The 20332-nt window shown below is 32.2% G+C and carries 19 protein-coding genes and 1 other annotated feature; of the genes, 2 read left to right on the forward strand and 17 right to left on the reverse strand.

The annotated features are described in order from the left end of the window. Window positions 1-33: 33 nt before the first annotated feature. Genes folK through HNR33_RS08910 form a run of 8 tightly spaced genes read right to left on the reverse strand, consistent with a single transcriptional unit; the run spans window position 34 to window position 5842 of the window. Window positions 34-513 (reverse strand): 2-amino-4-hydroxy-6-hydroxymethyldihydropteridine diphosphokinase, encoded by a 480-nt coding sequence (gene folK / locus HNR33_RS08875; protein WP_429082482.1) that lies wholly within the window; start codon window positions 511-513, stop codon window positions 34-36. Further along, complete coding sequence (gene folB, locus HNR33_RS08880) at window positions 506-871, reverse strand: dihydroneopterin aldolase (protein WP_429082485.1); 366 nt, start codon at window positions 869-871, stop codon at window positions 506-508. The genes folK and folB overlap by 8 nt, the downstream gene beginning before the upstream one ends. Before the next feature lie 2 nt (window positions 872-873). After that, window positions 874-1725: a dihydropteroate synthase gene (gene folP / locus HNR33_RS08885; RefSeq protein ID WP_429082486.1), complete on the reverse strand. Its 852-nt coding sequence runs from the start codon at window positions 1723-1725 to the stop codon at window positions 874-876. A gap of 12 nt (window positions 1726-1737) precedes the next feature. Next, window positions 1738-2304: a GTP cyclohydrolase I FolE gene (gene folE / locus HNR33_RS08890; RefSeq protein WP_429082487.1), complete on the reverse strand. Its 567-nt coding sequence runs from the start codon at window positions 2302-2304 to the stop codon at window positions 1738-1740. A 29-nt stretch (window positions 2305-2333) separates the two neighbouring features. Continuing rightward, entirely contained in the window at window positions 2334-3050 is a 717-nt protein-coding gene (locus tag HNR33_RS08895) for a hypothetical protein (RefSeq protein WP_429082490.1), read from the reverse strand. Then, window positions 3043-3864, reverse strand: a complete 822-nt coding sequence (locus HNR33_RS08900; RefSeq protein ID WP_429082493.1) for an aminotransferase class IV — start codon at window positions 3862-3864, stop codon at window positions 3043-3045. The genes HNR33_RS08895 and HNR33_RS08900 overlap by 8 nt, the downstream gene beginning before the upstream one ends. Window positions 3865-3890: 26 nt before the next feature. Continuing rightward, entirely contained in the window at window positions 3891-5261 is a 1371-nt protein-coding gene (gene pabB / locus HNR33_RS08905) for an aminodeoxychorismate synthase component I (protein WP_429082494.1), read from the reverse strand. Continuing rightward, window positions 5255-5842, reverse strand: a complete 588-nt coding sequence (locus HNR33_RS08910) for an anthranilate synthase component II (protein WP_429082689.1) — start codon at window positions 5840-5842, stop codon at window positions 5255-5257. Before HNR33_RS08910 ends, pabB begins: the two co-directional genes overlap by 7 nt. Before the next feature lie 394 nt (window positions 5843-6236). On the opposite strand from HNR33_RS08910, the gene HNR33_RS08915 reads away from it, so the two are divergent. Together HNR33_RS08915 and HNR33_RS08920 are read left to right on the forward strand one after the other, a co-directional pair. Next, complete coding sequence (locus tag HNR33_RS08915; protein ID WP_429082497.1) at window positions 6237-7082, forward strand: TIM barrel protein; 846 nt, start codon at window positions 6237-6239, stop codon at window positions 7080-7082. A 189-nt stretch (window positions 7083-7271) separates the two neighbouring features. Continuing rightward, the gene (locus HNR33_RS08920; protein ID WP_429082499.1) at window positions 7272-7736 is read left to right on the forward strand and encodes an Hsp20/alpha crystallin family protein; all 465 of its coding nucleotides are present in this window, start codon (window positions 7272-7274) and stop codon (window positions 7734-7736) included. Between the two features lie 210 nt (window positions 7737-7946). Here HNR33_RS08920 and leuS read toward each other — a convergent pair whose 3' ends face one another. From leuS to HNR33_RS08965, 9 genes are all read right to left on the reverse strand, one after another. Then, complete coding sequence (gene leuS / locus HNR33_RS08925; protein ID WP_429082502.1) at window positions 7947-10355, reverse strand: leucine--tRNA ligase; 2409 nt, start codon at window positions 10353-10355, stop codon at window positions 7947-7949. Window positions 10356-10405: 50 nt separating this feature from the next. Beyond that, window positions 10406-10612: a binding site (T-box leader), on the reverse strand. A gap of 41 nt (window positions 10613-10653) precedes the next feature. Continuing rightward, window positions 10654-11034 carry a RidA family protein gene (locus tag HNR33_RS08930; RefSeq protein WP_429082505.1) on the reverse strand — a complete coding sequence of 127 codons (381 nt, stop codon included), beginning with the start codon at window positions 11032-11034 and terminating at the stop codon, window positions 10654-10656. A gap of 30 nt (window positions 11035-11064) precedes the next feature. Beyond that, window positions 11065-12459, reverse strand: a complete 1395-nt coding sequence (gene hydA / locus HNR33_RS08935) for a dihydropyrimidinase (RefSeq protein WP_429082507.1) — start codon at window positions 12457-12459, stop codon at window positions 11065-11067. A 26-nt stretch (window positions 12460-12485) separates the two neighbouring features. Continuing rightward, window positions 12486-14069, reverse strand: a complete 1584-nt coding sequence (locus HNR33_RS08940; RefSeq protein WP_429082510.1) for an N-acyl-D-amino-acid deacylase family protein — start codon at window positions 14067-14069, stop codon at window positions 12486-12488. Between the two features lie 28 nt (window positions 14070-14097). Next, complete coding sequence (locus HNR33_RS08945) at window positions 14098-15165, reverse strand: 4Fe-4S binding protein (protein WP_429082511.1); 1068 nt, start codon at window positions 15163-15165, stop codon at window positions 14098-14100. Between the two features lie 21 nt (window positions 15166-15186). Further along, window positions 15187-16497: an amidohydrolase family protein gene (locus tag HNR33_RS08950; protein ID WP_429082513.1), complete on the reverse strand. Its 1311-nt coding sequence runs from the start codon at window positions 16495-16497 to the stop codon at window positions 15187-15189. Between the two features lie 37 nt (window positions 16498-16534). After that, window positions 16535-18814, reverse strand: coding sequence for a xanthine dehydrogenase family protein molybdopterin-binding subunit (locus HNR33_RS08955; RefSeq protein ID WP_429082515.1), 2280 nt, complete (start codon window positions 18812-18814; stop codon window positions 16535-16537). Further along, window positions 18804-19598 (reverse strand): FAD binding domain-containing protein, encoded by a 795-nt coding sequence (locus HNR33_RS08960; RefSeq protein WP_429082517.1) that lies wholly within the window; start codon window positions 19596-19598, stop codon window positions 18804-18806. Before HNR33_RS08960 ends, HNR33_RS08955 begins: the two co-directional genes overlap by 11 nt. Continuing rightward, window positions 19595-20065, reverse strand: a complete 471-nt coding sequence (locus tag HNR33_RS08965) for a (2Fe-2S)-binding protein (protein WP_429082520.1) — start codon at window positions 20063-20065, stop codon at window positions 19595-19597. Before HNR33_RS08965 ends, HNR33_RS08960 begins: the two co-directional genes overlap by 4 nt. Window positions 20066-20332 lie beyond the last annotated feature (267 nt).

Here is a 20332-nt window from a genome sequence, read left to right on the forward strand (position 1 = left end):
TATAGAAAAACCAGGGTATTTACCCTGGCTCTATCACTCTTCAAGCTTTCTTATAGCTTCACCGTTTAAGTTTTCTACTATATCTTTTATGGTCTTTCCGTTTATTTGTATGTCCTTTGCTATTTCAAATAATGGTATCATAACAAATGCTCTTTCACACATTCTAGGATGAGGTACTGTTAGCTTTTCATCATCTGATGTGAAGCCTTCGTATAATAGTATGTCTACATCTATTGTTCTAGGACCCCATCTTATTATTCTCTCCCTTTTAAGCTCTGCTTCTACATAGTTACAGTATTTTAATAGCTCATAAGGGTCAAGTGATGTCTCTATCTCAGCTACTATATTTAAAAACCAATCCTGATCAGTATATCCTACAGGCTCTGTTTCATAGTATGATGAAATATTTGTTATGTTTATTGATTCATGGTTTTCTAGCAGTTCTAAAGTCTTCTTTATGTTTTCTTTTTTATCTCCTATATTTCCACCGATTCCAAGATATGCTTTAGCCATTTCTTTTTCTCCTTATCTCAACACCAAAATAATCATATATGCCCTTTACTGGTGCTTCTGGCTTTTTAACTAAAACAATAGCCTCATTAATCATTTCAAATTCATTCATTAAGCTATTTGCCACATTTTCTGCCAATGCTTCTATCAGCTTAAATCTCTTGTCTTCAACTATATCTTTAACTATTTCATAAGCTATTCCATAGTGAACAGTATTCTCTACATTATCAGTGCTTCCTGCTTTTTTCAAATCAACATAAAGCTCTATATCTAGAAAGAATTTCTGTCCAAGTACATTTTCTTCTGACATAACTCCATGATATCCATAAAATGCTAGGTTCTTCATAACTATTTTATCCATACTTATAACCCTCTCACTATGGCATCTGTAACTTTAACCGCTCTAAGGTTTTCTTTAATATCATGAACTCTTATTATATCTACTCCTTGAACTACTCCCATAACTGATGTAGCTACTGTACCCTCTACTCTTTCATTTGCAGGTAAATCTAGTATCTTACCAATCATTGACTTTCTTGATGTTCCTAAAAGCACAGGGTATCCTAGGTCATTAAGCTCACCTAATCTAGACATAACAATCATATTCTGTTCGGGAGTTTTTCCGAAGCCTATACCTGGATCAAGAATAATATTATCTTTCTTTACTCCTGCTTCTAGTGCCATGTTAATAGACTTAACAAAGAAATCGCATATTGCTTCCATTATATCCTTACTGTATTCTGTACCGTTTTGATTATGCATTATGATTACTGGAGCATTATATTTTGCTACAACTGATGCCATATCTAAATCTCTTTGTAATCCCCATACATCATTTATAATATGTGCTCCAGCTTCAAGTACTTTTTCTGCAACTGAAGCCTTGTATGTGTCAACAGATATAGGAACATTTACTTCCTTAACTAATCTTTCAATAACAGGAAGTACTCTTCTTAATTCTTCTTCTGCATTAACTTCTGCTGAACCTGGTCTAGTTGATTCTCCTCCTATATCTAGGATATCTGCACTTAGCTGAACCATTTCTTTTGCATGTTCTATTGCTTTGTCTACATTTATAAATTGACCTCCGTCTGAAAAAGAATCTGGAGTAACATTTAGAATACCCATAACATAAGTTTTAGTTCCTAGCTTTAACACATGTTGTCCACACTCTACATCTACCTTACGATGAAGGTTATATGCTATGTTTCTCATAATTATCCCCGCCTATCTACCAAAGTTGATTAATGACATTGCCTCCGCTCTAGCCTTTGCATCATTATTAAATAATCCTCTAACTGCTGAAGTAACTGTTTTTGAACCTGGCTTCTTTATTCCTCTCATTGTCATACACATATGCTCTGCCTCTATAACTACTATAACTCCATATGGATCAAGAACTTCCATCATTGTATCAGCTATTGTTGCTGTCAATCTTTCTTGTAGCTGCGGTCTTTTTGCAACTGTATCAACAACTCTAGCAAGCTTACTTAATCCAGTTAATTTGCCGTTTTTAGGTAAATATCCTACATGAGCCTTTCCGAAGAATGGTGCAAAATGATGCTCACACATTGAGTAAAAAGGAATATCCTTTACTAAAACTAATTCTTCGTGCTGTTCTTCTTGGAAGTATACTTCAAGATGTTTTCTAGGATCTTGTTCTAATCCAGCAAATATTTCTTCATACATTTTTGCTATTCTTCTAGGTGTATCTCTTAATCCTTCTCTATCAGGATCTTCTCCGATTGCTGCTAGTATCTCTCTTACTGCTGCTTCTATTCTTGGTTTATCCATTTTAATACTCCTCTCGTTTTTTTTATTTCTTAAATGAAGTCAAATGGGTACTCAGCCTTCTCCCATTGGTTTAAAGCTCCTCCAAAAGGTTGTATAACATAATCTAATACATCACTAATTACTTTAATCTTATCATTTATATTATGGCTGTTATAATAGTTAACTATTAAGCTATAAAGTATATTATCTGTTTTACTTATTACTTGTATCATTTTTTTATCTGACGGAGTCCATAATCTATTAAGCTTAAAATAACTATATAGCAGCTCTTTAATAAAATTATTTATCAAAAACACTAAGTTTATTTCATCAGTCTTTTTACTTAATATTGTTTCATACATTTGACATAATCTAAATCTAACATATCTGATATCAATCTCTTCCAAATACTCTGGTCCTTCAATGTATACATCGTTTATATCGTTAAGATACTTATCTACCATAGTTCCTGATTTATATATAACCTTTGAATTATACAGAACATTAACTAGAGATGATATTCTGTCTTCAATAGCTTTTTTCAATAATGTTATAGGTAAATATGAAATGTCGAATTCGATGCCTTCTATATCTTTTACTTCTCTATAAAAGGTATCCTTCTCTATTATAACAAAAATATCAATATCCCTTAATCTTTCAAGCTCCGTTTCTTTAGAATTTGCAGCTGATCCAACTAATAATACAGCAGTTGGTTTTTCATTTTGAATTATCTTATCTATAACACTATCAAATATTTTTTTAATCATCTTTTTCACCTAAAAATCCTATATATTCTTTCGCTAATAATTTTGTAATTTTGTTATCTATTATGTCAAATAACTTGTCTTCAATTCTTGATACTGGCATTATTCCCTTAAGCGAATTTGTAATAAATACTTCATCTGCTTCTAGCAAGCTTTTTTTATCAAATTCACCTATTATTATATTTATTTTAAATTTATTTGCAATCTCTATAACCTTATCTCTAGTGATCCCGGGTAGAATACCGCATTCAATTGAGGGGGTATATACTTTTCCTTTTTTTATAAAGAATAAATTTGATATGGATCCCTCGCATAGTTTATCATTAGTATTTAAAAAAACTGCTTCATCATATCCTGCTTCATTAGCCATCTTTTTAGCTAATATATTCTCCATATAATTGTTTGACTTAACATATACTAAAATTGAATATGGATTTTTTTTAATATCAGAAAAGCATAGTTTGAATCCTTCATTATACTTTTCTGAGTTATACGGATTCTCTCTTGTTGAAATTAATAGATTAAAACTATCCTTATTCTTTGCGATTAATATTTTAATTGCACCGTATTCTAGTTTGTTTACTTTTATCAATTTATAGCAATGTTTTTCTACGTTTTTTATATCAATATCAGAATTAATTCTAAGAGTTTTACATCCATCAATTAATCTATTCATATGCTCAGTAAAAAAGCAAATTTTCTCATTATAAACATTCAATGTTTCAAAAAGTCCATATCCAAACATAAAGCCTTCACTGTTTACTGGTATATTCGCCTTACTATTTTCCATTAAGCTATCGTTTAGAAAAGCATACAATATTATCACTCCTAAAAAGAGTTTACTTACATTTTAATGGCTTCCATCATAGCTCTAGCTTTATGGAGTGTTTCCTGATATTCCAATTCCGCATCAGAATCCCAGACTATACCGCCACCTACTTGAAAATATGCCTTATTATCTTTACATACAATAGTCCTTATAACAATATTTAAATCCATGTCGCCATTAAATCCAATATACCCTATAGAACCTGTATATATATTTCTCTGTGTAGGTTCTAGTTCATCTATTATTTCCATTGACCTTATCTTCGGTGCTCCAGTTATTGAACCTCCTGGAAATGTAGCTGTAATACAATCAACAGCATCATATTCATCCTTAATCTCTCCTATGACAGTTGACACTAAATGATATACTGTAGAGTATTCTTCTAAATGAAATAATTCTGTTACCTTTACAGTACCTGTTTTAGAAATCTTACCTAAGTCGTTTCTTTCTAAATCAACTATCATCAATAATTCTGCTTTATCCTTTTCACTTAACTGTAGCTCTTCTCTATTTGCTATGTCTTCTTCAGGAGTTTTGCCTCTCGGTCTAGTTCCTTTGATAGGGCGTGTTTCTATTATATTGTTTTTCAATTTAATAAATCTTTCTGGTGAACTGCTTACTATACATCCTTCACCAAAGTCTATAAAGCTAGCAAATGGAGCTGGGTTTATACTTCTAAGCTTTGTATATAATTCAAATGGTGTTTCTTCTAGCTCACACTCAAATCTTTGTGTAAGGTTAGCTTGATAGATGTCGCCTGATCTAATATAGCTTTTTACCTTATTTATTGACTCTATATATTTTTCTTTAGTGAAATTTGACTTAAACTCAACAGGTGAACTTTTTTCTTTAAGTCTTAGCTTTACACCTGTTTTCTCAGCTGCTTGTATTCTATGTGTTATCTGTTCTAATACAGTTTCTTCATTATCTTTTATTCCTAATGTAGCAACTGAAACTTCATTTTTCCTGTGATCTATAATAATCACGCCATCATATATTCCAAAAAAGCAATCAGGTATATCTACATCATCAACAGCTGTTCTAGGAAGCTTTTCTATATGATGACACAAATCATATGACAGAAATCCTACTGCGCCACCGATAAATGGTAGCTCAGTATTATAGTCTAATGAAAATTTTGAAAAAACTTCCTTTAGCTTGATGAATGGGTTACCTTTATAGCCTTCAGTTACTCCATCTTTTTCAATGCTAATATAGTCATTTTTACTCTTAAATACTAAAAATGGATCAAATCCTATAAAAGAGTACTGCCCAAGCTTTTGATGATCCATGCCGCTATCTAGAAAAAAACTATATCGACTTTCTTTAAATATAGTATATAGCTCAAAGCTGTTTAACCTAGTTTCGATCTTCTTTATTAGCATTGTTCCACCTGCTTTTTAATTTTTTTTGCTTCTTTTAAAAAATTATCTAAAAGCTCCATTCCCATTTCTGTTAGTATTGCTTCAGGATGGAATTGAACTCCTTCTATCATATATTCTTTATGCCTAAATCCCATTATCTGACCGTCATCAGTTTCAGCCGTTATCTCAAAACAGTCCGGAAGTGTTTCTTTTTCAACTACTAATGAATGATATCTAGTTACTTTAAGCGGGTTGTTAAGCCCTTTGAATACACCTTTATCTGTATGCTTAATAGGATAAACCTTTCCATGAACAGGCTCTATTGCCTTTATGACTTTTCCTCCAAAAACCTGTCCGATAGTTTGATGACCAAGACATATACCTAATATTGGTATTATACTTTTAAATTTTTCAACAACTTCTATACAAATACCTGCTTCATTAGGAGTACATGGTCCTGGCGAAAGAACTATCATATCAGGAGCAAGTTTAGCGATTTCCTCAATAGTAATACTATCATTTCTATAAACTAAAACTTCTTCTTTCAGACATTGCAAATACTGAACTAGATTAAATGTAAAGGAATCATAGTTGTCAATCATTAATATCAAATGAAACACTCCTTTGTTTTATATACATTATACAACTAAGTTAGTTTTATCAGATTTCATATATTGTGTAAATATCACTTTTTTCCAAAAACTAAGCTTAATGTCTATAGTCAATTTTGTATATTATATATAAATAAAAAATGAAATTAACTTCTTTATCATTTTACCAAATACAATTATCCTTTAAAAGCATAATCAAGTATTTATTTTTCTTTCAATATGCCCAAATGAATTATCTGAGATTAAATATTTTTTTGGCTACTTACAGCCTAATTTAAATCATATTTTACTTTATATTATTCTTCCCTGTTGTTAAAATAATAATAAGAAGTATTATAAATGTAATTTACAATGTATTGTAAAAAATAACTTTGGAGGATGTTAAATGAAAATTGGATTTACTGTTGATGAAAAGTGCTTTAATAAAATAACTGCTGAAGAATTGATAAATAGAGCTGCTGAAAATAATGTTAAAAGCATTGAAATAAGTCCTGATGTCGATGTACTGTCTGCAAATGAATATAAAAAAGTCATAAAGCTTGCTTCTGACAATTCATTTGAAGTCAATTATCATATACCATATTTCGCTAACAAACTTTATGAAACAAGCTACTTTACAAATAATAAAAATGAATCTATATCCGCATATGAGAAGTTTTTATCACTAATTGAAAGCTTTCAACATTTCTTGCACAATAAGCCAGTTATCGTAGTACACGGTGCTAAGTACACCAATCAAAACGAAGCACCAGAAAGCTTATATGCTACACTTAGTTTTATTGACTGGATGCTTAATACAATAGAATCAAAAAACTTAAATCTCAATCTTGGAATTGAAACTCTAGGAGTTAAAGAAGAAAGAAGTGTCGGTGATACTAAGTCAGACGTATTATATATAGTAGATAACTTCAAGACTGAAAAACTTGGAATCTGCTGGGATATATGTCATGATGCATTAAACCACTATCCTGAAAATCCACAAGTTGATAAGAGTTTTCTAAAGAATATTGTATATAGTCATATACATGGCACTGACTTATCAAGAAAAATATCGCATATATCATTAGTAAAGTCAAATATTGATTACACTAATCAAATCAAAAGTTTAATTGAAGCTCAATACAAAGGTATCATAAATCTAGAGCTTTTAATAAACTATTGTGGAGAAACCTATATTGATGATTTGTTTAAGGACATAGATTATATGAATAAGTTAACAAAAATCGAGTAACAATAAATACGCTAGAGATAACCTAAGATTTTCATCTACATTTTGATTTATCTCTTGTTAACAGGTGTAAATCGTTCTATTTTGATTAATTTGGCAATTGAATAATTTTGAATTTGATGATATAAAATAATTGTAAGGTCAAAGAAAGTCAAAGTCAAACATTAAATAATAATATCGGAGGTGTTGTATATGTTTGGTTTAACTCCTTACAACAAAAGAAATAGAGGTTTAATTAACAGGCCACTAGAAATGCTAGATTTTGATAACTTTAATAATTTTGTACAAAGCTTCTTTGACAATGATTTCTTTCCTTCAACTCTTGGAAATGCAAATCAGATGAAGGTAGACATCAAAGAAAATGAAAAAGAATATATATTAGAAGCAGAGCTCCCAGGTGTAAAAAAAGAAGATGTAAATATTGAACTAAGAGATGATAGGTTAACTATATCTGTTGAAAAAAATGAACAAGTAGTAGAAGAAAAAGAAGATTACATCAGAAAAGAAAGAAGATATGGATCTCAGTCAAGAAGCTTCTATGTAGAAAATGTTAAACCAGAAGATGTGGCTGCGAAATTTGAAAATGGGATACTGTCTATTTCTTTACCAAAGAAGGAAGTCAAATCTTCAAACAGCAGAAAAATTGACATAAACTAGTATTTAGAAGAGCTTAGCGCTACAAAGTGTTAAGCTCTTTTTGTGTTATCTACTTCATCATGGGAATTATCGCAATTAATTACATTAACTTGAAATTTCATATTATAAATACTTAATCCTTCTACATTAATATTACATTAAATGCAATTTGCCTCAAATTTTAAGTATAATAAGTAAAAAAACATCCCCTAAAAAAGGGGATGTTCATGCCTATTTTACAACTATATTATATATTCTGCCTGGAACATATATTTCTTTGACAATATTTTTACCTTCTATTAAGCAGTAAAGTTTTTTGTCTTCAGCAAGCTTCGCTTTAGCTGTTTCATGATCAGCATCTGATGGTACTACAATCTTGCCTTTAACTTTTCCATTTATCTGTACTGCTATCTCTATCATATCTTCAACTGTTTTAGCTTCGTCCCATGTTGGCCAGCTTTGTTCATTAAGCATTCCTTCAAAACCATTTTCAGTCCAAAGCTCTTCAGTCATGTGAGGTGCAACAGGATTAAGAAGATTTATAAATGTTTTAAACTCTGCTTTATTTACTTTACCAGCACTATTAAATTCATTTATCAAGCTCATCAATGCTGCTATTGCTGTATTAAATTTTAGACTTTCAAAGTCTTCACTAACTTTTTTAATAGTTTTATGCATACTAGTTTCTAGCTCTTTAGAGAATTCTTCTCCATCTACTAGTATTTCCTGAAGTCTCCATACGCGGTCTAAGAATCTTCTACAACCTCTAACACCATTCTGCGACCAAGAAACACTCTTCTCGAAATCACCTATAAACATTTCATATGTTCTTAGAGTATCTGCACCGAATTCATCTATAATTTCATCAGGATTAACTACATTTCCTCTAGATTTAGACATTTTTTCGTTATTTTCACCTAAAATCATACCGTGAGAAGTTCTTTTTTGATATGGTTCTGGTGTTGGAACTATTCCATAATCATAAAGAAATTTATGCCAGAATCTTGAATAAAGTAAGTGAAGCGTAGTATGCTCCATTCCTCCGTTATACCAATCTATCGGCAGCCAATACTCAAGGTTTTCTTTGCTTGCAAGCTCATCGTCATTATTTGGATCAGTATATCTTAAGAAATACCATGATGAACCTGCCCATTGAGGCATTGTATCAGTTTCTCTTTGTGCTTCTCCTCCACATTTAGGACAAGATGTGTGTACCCATTCAGTAATATTAGCAAGTGGCGATGCTCCATCCTCACCGGGCTCATAGCTTTCAACCTCTGGTAAAAGTACTGGAAGATCTTCTTCAGGTACTGGTACCCATCCACATTTTTCACAATATACTAAAGGTATAGGCTCTCCCCAATATCTTTGGCGTGAGAACACCCAATCTCTCAATTTGTAGTTAGTTTTTCTTTCGCCAATTCCTTTTTCTTCAAGCCAATCGCTTATTTTTTGCTTAGCTACTTTAACATCTAGTCCATTTATAAAATCAGAATTTACTAATACACCATTTTCTATATCAGTAAATGCACCTTCTTCTACGTTTCCTCCTGCAACAACCTCAACTATTGGAAGTCCAAATTTCTTCGCAAACTCCCAGTCTCTAGTATCATGTCCAGGAACAGCCATAATTGCTCCTGTCCCATAAGACATCAATACATAATCGGATATCCATATAGGGATTTCTTTTCCAGTAACTGGATTAGTAGCAGAAATTCCGCCAATTTGTACCCCAGTTTTCTCTTTTGCAAGCTCAGTTCTTTCAAAGTCTGACTTTTTATTTGCAAATTCCCTATATTCTTCGATTTTATCGAAATTATTTATTTTATCTTTAAGTTCATCAATAAATGGATGTTCTGGCGATATAACCATGTATGTTACACCAAACAAAGTATCAGGACGAGTTGTATATACTCTAATCTTTCTACCACCAGTTATATTGAAGTCAACCTCCATACCTTCAGAGCGCCCTATCCAGTTTTTCTGTTGGATCTTTACTCTGTCAATATAATCAACTAAATCTAAATCTTTGATTAATCTTTCTGCATACTCTGTTATCTTAAGCATCCATTGGTTCTTAGTTTTTCTTACTACTTCATTACCACATCGCTCACACACACCATTTACTACTTCCTCGTTTGCTAGTCCTACCTTACAGTCAGTACACCAGTTTATAGATGCTTCTTTTTTGTATGCTAACCCTTTTTCAAATAGCTTTAAGAATATCCATTGTGTCCATTTGTAATATTCAGGGTCTGTTGTATTAATTTCTCTTGACCAATCAAATGACATACCTAATGATTTTAGCTGAGCCTTAAACTTAGCTACGTTTCTTTCTGTTACTATTCTAGGATGAATTTTATTTTTTATTGCGTAGTTCTCAGTTGGTAGTCCAAATGCATCCCAACCCATTGGATATAATACATTATATCCTTCCATTCTTCTCTTTCTAGCAACGATGTCAAGAGCTGTATATGGTCTTGGATGCCCAACGTGGAGCCCTTGTCCTGATGGATAAGGAAACTCAATCAATGGATAGAATTTTGGTTTTGTTTTATCCTCTGATGCATAAAATGATCCCTTTTCATCCCAAATACCCTGCCATTTCTTTTCAATTTGTTTTGGATTATACTCTCTCAATGAATTCACTCCTTTTCATATGCTATAAACATAAAAAAACCCCTCGTCTGTATAGAGACGAAGGGTTCGCGGTACCACTCTAATTGACAGTAGAATACTGTCCACTCAAAAACTTTAACGGGTTTACCGATTAAGGCTACTCTTTTTCACCTTAATAGCTCAAGGACGAGTTCGGCTGTAACTGTTACCACCTCTCACCAAACAGTGGCTCTCTTAAAACAATATAAAAGCTTACTACTTCCCTTCAACGCTAATATTATTTTAATATATGGTATCAGATTTTTAGATAAAAATCAAACTATTTTACAAAAACAATCATTTCTATTTCTACTAATGCATCTTTTGGTAATCTTGCTACTTCTACACAAGCTCTAGCTGGCTTATGTTCATTAAAATATTCAGCATATACTTCATTTATTTTCCCAAACTGATTCATATCTTTAATAAATATTGTAGCTTTAACTACATCATTAAGTGTAGCTCCTGCTTCTTCTAGAATAGCTTTACAATTTTCTAATGACTGTTTAGTTTGTTGCTGAACATCTTGTGGCATTTCACCATTTGTTGGATCTATTGGAAGCTGTCCAGAAACAAATAATAAGTTACCTGCTAATACTGAATGTGAATAAGGTCCTATTGCTGCTGGTGCCTTTGATGAATTAATTGCTTTGATACTCATTTAAATTCCTCCCTTTATAATTATGTTTTTTTAATTATCATTAAATATGTAGGATTTGTTTCTTCTTTGATATTTCCCTAATGGTTTTGAAGTTACTATCTTATCATCTTTAACTATCATTTCCCCTCTTAAGAAAACATATTCAAACTTTCCATGTTGTTTAAATCCTTCATATAGATTATAATCAACATTTTGGATTTGATTTTTTGATTCTATTATAGAAGTATGATTTGGGTTAAAGATAACAATATCGGCATCGCTTCCTTTTTGAATAGTGCCTTTTTTAGGATACAAACCAAATATTTTTGCAGGACTTTCACAAAGAACTTCAACAAGTTTTTTCATATCTATCCTGTTTTCCTTTACTCCATAGCTATACATAAGCTTAAATCTATTCTCCACTCCAGGAGCACCATTAGGTATTTGAGTAAAGTCTTTTTTTCCAAGCTCCTTTTGCTCTTCATAATTAAATGCACAATGATCTGTAGCAACAACATTTATTATATCATTTTTTATTCCATTCCACAAAGCCTCATTACTTTTAATGTCTCTGAGAGGAGGAGACATTACATATTTTGCTCCTTCAAACAAGTCATTTCCATTAGGAGTATAACAGTCTTCATTTAACAAAAGATACTGTGGACATGTCTCCGCTAATATTTTTATTCCTTCTCTTTTAGCATTGATTACTTCACCGTATCCTTCTTTTGAACTTAAGTGTACTATATAAATCCACATATCTGCAAGCTTAGCGATCGCAGCAAGTCTTGATATCGCTTCTTTTTCAGCTATTGCTGGTCTAGATTTAGCATGATAAATTACATCTGTATTACCTTTTGATACTTCAATTTCCCTAAGTTTATCTATCAAATCTCCATTCTCACAATGAACACCTATTAAAGCATCTAGTTCTTTTGCTTTTATTAAAGCTTCGTATATTTCCCCATCATTTAGCTGTAGATCCTTATATACCATAAACAACTTAAAGGAAGTTATTCCTTCTTTAATCATTTCACTCATCTCTTGGATTGTATGTTCATTCCAATCTGATATAGTCATATGATATCCGTAGTCAGTATAAGTTCTACCTTCTGCTTTATTGTTCCAGGCTTCAAAAGCTTCTCTTAGTGTTCCACCTTTTACTTGCTCAGCAAAGTCAATTATAGTAGTAGTTCCCCCTGCAATCGCAGCTTTAGTTCCAGTTTCAAAATCATCTGCTACTGTTCCTCCTGCTTCACAATCAAAATGAGTGTGAACATCAATAGCTCCAGGCATTACATAGCATCCTTTGGCATCAATTATTTCATCTTGTTCCTTGGCTAAGCTACTGCCTATATCTTCTATTTTACCATCAACTATACGAATATCTTCACTTATAATTCCCCGTGAAGTCACTATGTTGCCATTAATTATCACCGTTGCCATATAACTCTCTCCTAATTTTCATATATCTATATACGCTTTAATACTTTACCAGCAAGAATACTATGATATTTCTTATCTAATATTACTACTTTGCCATTTATTAGAACATATTCTATCCCTTCTGAGAATTGAACTGGTTCTATAAAAGTTCCTTTATCTTCTATTTCTTTCATATCAAATATCACAATATCAGCAATATTTCCCTCTTTAATCTCTCCTCTATCTCTAATATTAAAGGTTTCTGCTGGCTTTTTTGTCATCTTATATATTGCTTCTTCTATAGTAAGAGCTTTTTGTTCTCTTACATATCTACCTAAAACTCTTGGAAATGATCCAAATAGTCGTGGATGAGGTTTTTCTGACATCATTCCATCTGTACAAACATTTTGCTCTGGTCTTTTTAGAATTTTTATTATATGCTCTTCCATTCCATAAAAATCCACCATGCCTACAGAATTTTCTTCTTCATAAAGAAGATCAAAGGTTGCATTATAAGGATCTTTTCTTCTAAGCTCTCCTAGCTCAACAAGATTTTTACCTACTGTGTCTTTATTTTTATCTGTTTTTACTGAGGTTACAAATATTTGATCTAGTCCAGCAAAATTAATAAAATTGTCCCAGCCAGGAATTCCATTTTTTATATCTGCTATTATTTTTTTTCTAACTTCTTCACTTTCAAGCCTTTTTAATAATTTTTCTGTACCTCCTTCATGAACCCATGAAGGCAATATTACTCCTAGGCTTGTACTTCCTGCAGCATAAGGATATTGATCAAATGATACTTTAATTCCTTCTCGTTTTGCCTCATCTAATAATGCTAAAGCCTCATCTATATACTGCCAATTGTTTTTACCACATACCTTGAAATGAGAAAAATGAATTTTTACTCGTGACTCTCTTCCAATTTTTATTATTTCCTTCATTGATTCTATAATATCATCTGCTTCACTTCTCTGATGTACTACAAATATACCATTATATTCTGATACAACTTTACAGATTTCTATAAGCTCATCAGTATCAGCATATACACATGGTGCATAGATAAGCCCACTAGAAACTCCAAATGCACCTGCTTCCATTTCTCTTCTAGTAATCTGGCACATTTTTGCAACGTCTTGAAAGTTAGCCTTTTTGTCTTCTAATCCTATAGCCTCAAGTCTTATATTGCCATGAGGAACTAAATATCCTTGATTTAATCCAACACCATTTTTCTCCATTATACTCAAATAGTTTTTTGTAGTCTCATATTCCCAATCAATTGTGTTGCTATCTCCATTGAAGGCAGAAATTATACTTCTCCATTGATTAATATACTTTTTAGGGAGTGGAGCCATAGATAGTCCATCCTGACCTAATATTTCAGTAGTAATACCCTGTCTTATTTTTATCTCGTTATATGGATTATCAAGAATCATAAGGTCAGAATGACTATGAGTATCTATAAAGCCCGGACATACAACTTTCTCATTGGCATCAATTACTATATCGCTATCTTCAATTAATTTACCTATTTTTTTTACTCTATCTTCTTCAATTAATACATCAGCATTATATGGTTTATTTAAACTTCCATCAACTATTAATCCATTTTTAATTAATATTTTCATACTATACACCAACTCTATAAAAATATTTTTATATATAAACAGATTTAAGTGCTTTTGTTGGACATACAGATACACATAGTCCACAGTATCTACACTCACCTTCATCTAATTCCATTTTGTCAGTCACTTTTCTTGCTTTATAAGCACATACCTTTTCACATAGCTTACAGCTAGTACAAACATTTTTATCAAATTCAAATTTAAAGCTTTCTCTATCGTTACGCTCACCCATATGTTTATGAACTACTCCACAAGCTTCTTGTATTGAACTATATCCTAATCTTTGTAGATGATTTAGACAATCATTATTTATTTTATTTATTATTTGTTCTCCTTTTAAAATAGGTGCTGAACATATTCCTATGAAATTTGCACCTGCCATTATCATCTCTACTGCATCAGCACCACTAACACATCCACCTAATCCAATAATTGGAACATCTACTTTTTTTCTTATCTCATATATCTTGTGTAAGGTAATTGGCTTAATTACTTCACCTGTTAACCATCCAAATCCTGAACCACCTAATAGTGGCTTCCCAGTTTCTATATCAATACGAAAAGCAGGTCCTACAGAGTCACAAGCTGTAATAGCATCAGCACCAGCTTGTACTAGTTGTTTACAAAAATCACCTATATTCTCAATGGTAGGAGGTAATTTTGCAATTACGGGTATATTTACTCTCTTCTTAGTATCTTCAATCATTGGGATAAGATCGTTCTTGTCGTAAGAAACTAATTCGATTATATCTGTTCCTGCATTTGCTACTTTTTTTACTAACTCACTGCTTTCCTCTAATGTATGCCCAACAGATGCAATACAAACAACTCCATATCCCTTCATCTTAGGAATTTCTTCATTTATCCATCTTTCAGGTTCAAAATCTGACCATTTTTCATTATTTATAAGTGAATTGTTTGAGCTTTTTACCATGTGTGGTGCTGGATTTATAGCTCTATTTTTTCTTATTGTCTTTGTTACTACGGCACCTGCTCCAGCATCACTTAGTCTTTTCATTCCCTCTGCGCTATAGCTTAAAGGGCCTGATCCTATAATAATAGGTGATTTTATTTCAACTCCAAATAATTTATACATCTCGCTCACCTCTTGTATTTTTTAGATATCCCAAAATGTTTTTGCTACCTGCTTCATTTGTTTACACACGTCTTTTTTATCTATTGTGCTTAATCTTTTTTCTTCAAGAACTATCTTGCCATTTATATAAACACTATCTATTGATTCCTTTTGACCATGAACTACTATTTGATCAAAGATGTTTTCCATAGTAATAGGGGTTTTAAAGTTATCTTCCATAATAATAAAGTCAGCTTTATTTCCTACAATAAGTCTTCCAGTATCCTCCCAGCCTAGAGCCTTCGCTCCATATTCTGTAGCCATTTTGAATACTGTACTTGCGGGCATAACAGATGCATCTTCTTTACTCGCTTTGTGTATTAAAAATGCTGCTTTCATAACAGTAAAGAAATCGTTTATATATCCATCTGTTCCTAAAGCCACCTCTATACCCTCATCTAAAAGTTCTGGTATTGGAGCAAAGCCTCCACCAACTTCACAATTACTAAGAGGCATATGAACTACTTTAACATTTCTTTCTTTTAAAAGCTTAATCTCGTCATTATTTACTTTTACACATTGAGATGCAAGAACATCCTTATCTAATAAATCAAGATCATCATAATATTTTACAGGTGACTTATTATAGTTGTTTCGACAATAATTTACTTCATAAATACTTTCGGATAAATGAAATTGCCATCTAGCATTTATTCTTTTAGTTTTTTCCTTGACTTCCTTTAAGAAATTTTTAGAACATGTAAATGAAGTATGTGTGCACATAATTCCATCGATTAATTTGCTATTTTCTCTACCCCATTTTATCAATCTTTCATTTTCATCTAGGCATTTTACTCCGTTTTCATAGTTTATTCTCTCACAGCTTTCTATGGATAGAATAGCTTTCATTCCAATATTTTCTATAATTTTAGCTTGCTCTATAAGTGTACCTTCTTCTGTATTTGGAGCTTCTAACGTGTCACAGAATCCTATTACTCCTGACTCTATAAGCTCTATTGCAGAAGCTCTAGTAGTTGCTTTTACTTCTTCTATTCCTATCCTATTCTCAATAAATGGCCACCAATAGTCGTTTAAAAACCCTTCAAAATCCTTAAATTCTACATTTGCAGGTATTCCTCTTGAAAGAACACCGTACTGGTGCATATGAGCATTGATAAAACCTGGCATAAGGATCGAATCAGATTTGTCAATTATTTTAACATTAGGATACTTTTTTTCTGTCTCTATATTAGGTAATATTTCTTTAATATACTCATTTTCAATTACTAGAGAATAATCTATATAAACCTCTTCGCTAGAAGCTATCAAGTACTTACTCTTTACTATATACATGGTTTACCTCCTAAAAAGCTTCCTAATTGGTCAGTTATCATTTTAGTTTTTTCATTTCATTGTATACTTTTTCTGAAGTTATTGGTAAATTTCTTATATTCACTCCAACTGCGTTATAAACTGCATTTACTATGGCTGGAGATGGGGTGTGGATTACTACTTCGCCAATGGATTTTGCTCCAAAAGGACCTGTTGGTTCATAATCAGGTTGGAAATCCACTATTATATTACCTATATCTTTCTTTGAAGGAACATTGTATTGAATAAAGCTATTCGTCAACAATCTCCCTTTATTAGAATATTTTACGTCTTCATATAACGCCATACCTATTCCTTGAGTTATTCCTCCCTCTACTTGAATTCTTGCTAAATTAGGATTAATAACCGTTCCACAATCAACAACAGCAACATAGTTTATAACCTTAACTTCTCCTGTATTTTTGTCTAACTCTATCTCTACAAAACCTGCAATAAAAGGTCTAGGACTTTCTGTCATTCCAAAAGTTGCATTAGCCATTAATACTTCACTATCTGGTCCCAATACAGATTCTTCCCCTAAGGTGCTTAATAGTACATATATATTTTCATCTTCCCTATGACATATTCTGTCTTCCTTTAGTTCTAAAAATGGTGCAGGAATATCAAGTTTCTTTTCTGCAGTCTTTAAAATTTTATCTTTTAATTCTGCACAAGCCCTTACAATTGCATTACCTGTTAAATAAGTAGTACATGAAGCATATGCCCCAGTATCATAAGGACATGCATCCGTATCTCCTGAATAAACCGTAATCCTATCCATATTCGTATTCAATGATTCAGCTGTAATTTGTGCTAAAACTGTATCTGAACCTGTGCCTAAATCCGATGAACCTGTTAGCAATATATAAGTACCGTCTTCTACCATGCGTATAATTACTGTAGCAGAATCGATATTAGCAATTCCAGATCCATGTATAGCTATACTCATGCCAACAGCCCTTACTTTATTACAACTAATTTCTTTTTTAGGATATTTTTCATCCCAACCTATTAATTCTTTTCCTCTTTTTATACATTTTTCTATATTAAGACTTTTAATAGGACTTTTTAATATCCCACCTTCTGCTCCCTTTCGTATAGTATTCTTAAGTTTAACTTCAATAGGTTCTATCCCTAGCTTGCTACTAAGTTCATTTATAGCCGAGTCCATCATAAAAGTCCCTTGAGTTGCACCATATCCTCTAAGGGGACCTGCCGAAACTATATTTGTATAAACGGTTTTCCCTCTATATCTTATTGCTGGCACCTTATTATATATAGGCAATACATTCTGTGCAGCCTCCATAGTTACTACAGCTCCATTGGCACCATAGGCACCTGTATTGTTTATAGAATTAATTTCTATGGCTTTAATATTTCCATCTAAATCAGAACCAATTTTTACATCAAATTTCATTTCATGTCTACTTGTAGAGGCTGCAAAAGTTTCTTTTCTTGTATAGATAAGTTTAGAAGGCCTTTTTGTTTTCCACGTAACAAACGCTGCATAAGGTTCAGCTAATGCTACATTTTTACCTCCAAAACCTCCGCCTATCCTTGGTTTTATAAATCTAAGCTTTGAAACAGGTAAACCAATAGCTTTAGCCGTTTGTCTCCTCATATGGTAGGCTGATTGATTGGATGATATCACAACAAGTCTTCCATTTGCATCTATGTAAGAATAAGCTCTGTGAGTCTCCATCATACAATGTGCTTGCGCCTGTGTACGATAAGTTCTTTCTATTATAACATCACAATTTTTAAACTCTTTCTCCACATCTCCTTTTCCTAATTCAAACCGTGAAACAATATTTTTTTTGCCATTAAATCCAAAATCAAAAGGGCAAAATATATCACTTTCTGGATGTAGGATAGAACTATGTCCTTCAGCTGTAATTAAGTCCAATACAGGTTCTAGTACTTCATATTCAACTTCTATTAATTTTATTGCCTTTTCAACGGCTATCTCATTTTCCCCAACTATTATGGCAACCTCATCTCCTACATATCTTACAATAGGTTCCAACAGCATCCTATCGTAAGGTGTGGGGTCAGGATAAGATTCCCCTGATTCTGAGTATCTAACTTGAGGAACATCTTTGTATGTGTATATTTCCACAATCCCTTCTACTTTTTTAGCTTTATTAATATCAATCTTCTTAATCTTCGCAAAAGCATGAGGACTTCTTAAGAGTTTAATTATTAAAACATCCTTATGAAAAATCAAATCATCTGTATATATTGGTTGTCCATTTAATATGGAGGAGCTATCTACTTTCTTTACTCCTTTACCTATCATGATAATCACCTACCCTATCATGCATTCTTTTTATCAATACTTTACACATATCTTCTCTATATTCTTTTCTGCCTCTCATATTAGTTCCAAAATGCAGTTCATCAACCGCCCTATCTGCTGCCTTTTCAATATTCAATCCATCTCCTAAATCCTTGGCTGCCTTTTCAGCCAGTTTTGCTCTTTGAGGTCGAGAACCGATAGCAATTCTATATTCCCCACCCTTACTTCTAAACATTGCTCCATTTATAATAGATAAATCTCCAGATGACTTTCTTAAACAGTCAAATTCAGCTATACCGTCTTTTTTAGGTAATATTACTTCCAATAATATATCTTTGTCATATTTCTTCTCTAAAAAGTATTTTAAATCCATAACTCCACCATTATAAAGCCTTACTCTAGCATCCAAGACCAATAAGGATGGCAATAAATCAGAAAAACCATATTTAGAAAATACACTAGCTCCAACCCTTGCCATATTTCTAAATTGTACTCCTACAATATTGGAAACACCTTGACTAATTGCTCCTCCACAATAGTTTTTTATAATATTATTAGTTTCTAACTGCCTTAAAGTTGTATCTGCACCTATTAATATCTTATCTTCATTTTCAATAATATAGTCTAAGGACAGATTACATAAATCTATAGCTGTTCCAATATTTTTAGAACCTAATTTTATAAATCCACATCCACCTAATATTATATTATTTTTTCTAGCCATTAGAATTTCATACGCTTTTTCTATACTTTTAGGTGCAACATATTCCTTTATAGTAATCATCCTTCTTCCCCTCTCACTACTTTAGATTCTAAATATTTCTTAACCGCCCTAATCTGTCCCTTATATCCTGTACATCTACATAGATTACCGTTTAAATAATGATATACTTCTTCCTCACTAGGATTGATTAATTCTTTTTCCATAGCAAGTACCGTCATTATAAATCCTGAAGCACAATATCCACATTGTTCTGCACCTTCATCAGCTAAAAAATTAGTAAACTTTTTAGATTCTTCTCTTACACCTTCTAAAGTAGTTATATTTTTCCCAACTGCCCGTACAGTGAGATAGGTACAAGATAGTACTACCTCACCATCAACCCATATTGCACATAAACCACAGGAACTTGTATCGCATCCGCTTTGTACGCTTGAATATCCAAGCCGCCTTAAAGTATCGAGCAAAAATTCATCTGGCCTAACATCTATTTCCATGTCTTTATTATTAACTTTGAGTTTTATTTTCAAATATCTCACCTCTATACTTAATATTCCTGCATATACTTCGTACTAATCTTCTTCTATTTCCGCTCTTCCTTTGGCTTCATCTGCTAAAGATTTGTTTGGTAAAACTATGTTTAGTGTAAATGCTATAATAGTTGCAATTACTATTGGTGATTAAGCAAATATCTTTATCGCAGAATCAGGAAGAGATACTAAATATCCCTTAACTGCTGTTGTTCCCAAACTGCCCTATCACTTTTAATCTTGCATCTTTAATGGGGTATGAATGCC

Source organism: Brassicibacter mesophilus (assembly GCF_050433385.1).
Taxonomy (GTDB): domain Bacteria; phylum Bacillota; class Clostridia; order Tissierellales; family Proteiniboraceae; genus Brassicibacter; species Brassicibacter mesophilus.